This is a genomic window from Paenibacillus enshidis, from assembly GCF_042136365.1.
Lineage (GTDB): Bacteria > Bacillota > Bacilli > Paenibacillales > Paenibacillaceae > Paenibacillus > Paenibacillus enshidis.
In genome coordinates, this window is record NZ_JBHHMI010000065.1 from 1 (window position 1) to 1,461 (window position 1,461).

Consider the following 1,461-nt stretch of genomic DNA (forward strand, 5'->3'; position numbering starts at 1 on the left):
CAATGTCAACAGGTTAAGCAATAAACAGCCAGATCCAATCGAATAATAGTGTTGTACCCTAATTGACACACAGCAGCGAAATAACCACTTGACAAATCGGAATCACCCCAATAATCGAAAAGAATACCACCTTTAAACGGTATACCTTTCCTTTATGCGGGTGATCTGCGATGACCGTAACTGAAATGCTAATCCAACGTACTGCTGAGCTGATTTATAGTGTATGCTTCAAGGAGGCGTCTCGTAAGAAGCCAACCGATTTTACGCGTGAGCGGAAAATGCCGTTTGAGGAAGTGATACTTTTCATGTTGCTCTCTTTTAAATCCAGCACGAAAAGCGCGTTGAGGCGTTTTTTTATCGCACTCAGTAAACCCATATCCATGCAACAGCAGTCCTTCTCCGAAGCCCGAGCAAAGATCAAGGTCGAGGCATTTATCGAACTTTTCAACCTCACGGTAGAAGTGATGTGCGCGAATTATCGTAACACGTGGCATGGCTATCGTCTTCTCGCTGTGGACGGGAGTAAAATCGCGTTGCCTGCGGACAAGAAATTGCTCAAGCACTTTGGCGGAACGGGGAGAGATGCCTCTTCGCCAACTGCACAGGGTTCTCTTGCTTACGATGTCCTGAACGATATGGTGATGGATGCGCGGCTGGCCCCCTTATCGACGGATGAGCGATTCCTGGCCCAGCAGCACCTGGCGCATTGCATGGCGATTGAGCCGGGCGAGAAGAAACTGTTCATCTATGACCGTGGCTACGCTTCGTTCGAGTTGATCGATTTGCATGTCCAAAGCGGCGCTCAATTTGTGATGCGCGTTCGCGATAAATTCAACGTGGCTATCGATGCGCAAACCCAGCCGGATGGCTACGTGTGGCTGGAGAAGAACGGCAAGCGTATCCGTGTGCGCGTCATCAAATTCAAGCTGGACAGCGGTGAAACGGAAACGCTCATCACGCAGCTCACCGACAAACGCATGGGCATTCCGGCGTTCAAAAAACTCTATTTTATGCGCTGGCCGGTGGAAACCAAATACGATCTGGTGAAGAACAAACTTCAGATCGAAAACTTCACTTCACGTACGGTCGAAGGGATTCAGCAGGACTTCTATGCAACGCTCTACCTGACCAACACGATTGCAATTACCGCATTCGATGCGCAATCCGAAATTGATGAAGCGCGCAAGGACAAAGAGAACCACTATGACTACCAAGCCAACCGCAATGAGTTGATTGGTATTCTTAAAGATCGATTGGTTCAGGCTGTTGTTCAAGAGGATCCAGGCAAGAGTGCCGCTATGATTCAAGGCATCATTCATGAAATCGCCCAATCTGTTGTGCCTAAGCGCTTGGGACGCTCGATTCCCAGAAATCCTTCACCGAGAAAATCCAAATTCCATCATAATCGCAAGAACAATTGTTGACCTTTAGCATCGTGTGTCGCTAACCTGTTGACATTGG

The 1,461-nt window shown here is 48.3% G+C and carries 1 protein-coding gene; it reads left to right on the plus strand.

What is annotated here, in order from left to right; translation table 11 throughout:
- Positions 1 to 170 precede the first annotated feature (170 nt).
- Complete coding sequence (locus ACE41H_RS25075; protein ID WP_375358301.1) at positions 171 to 1,424, plus strand: IS4 family transposase; 1,254 nt, start codon at positions 171 to 173, stop codon at positions 1,422 to 1,424.
- The last annotated feature ends 37 nt before the right edge of the window (positions 1,425 to 1,461 follow it).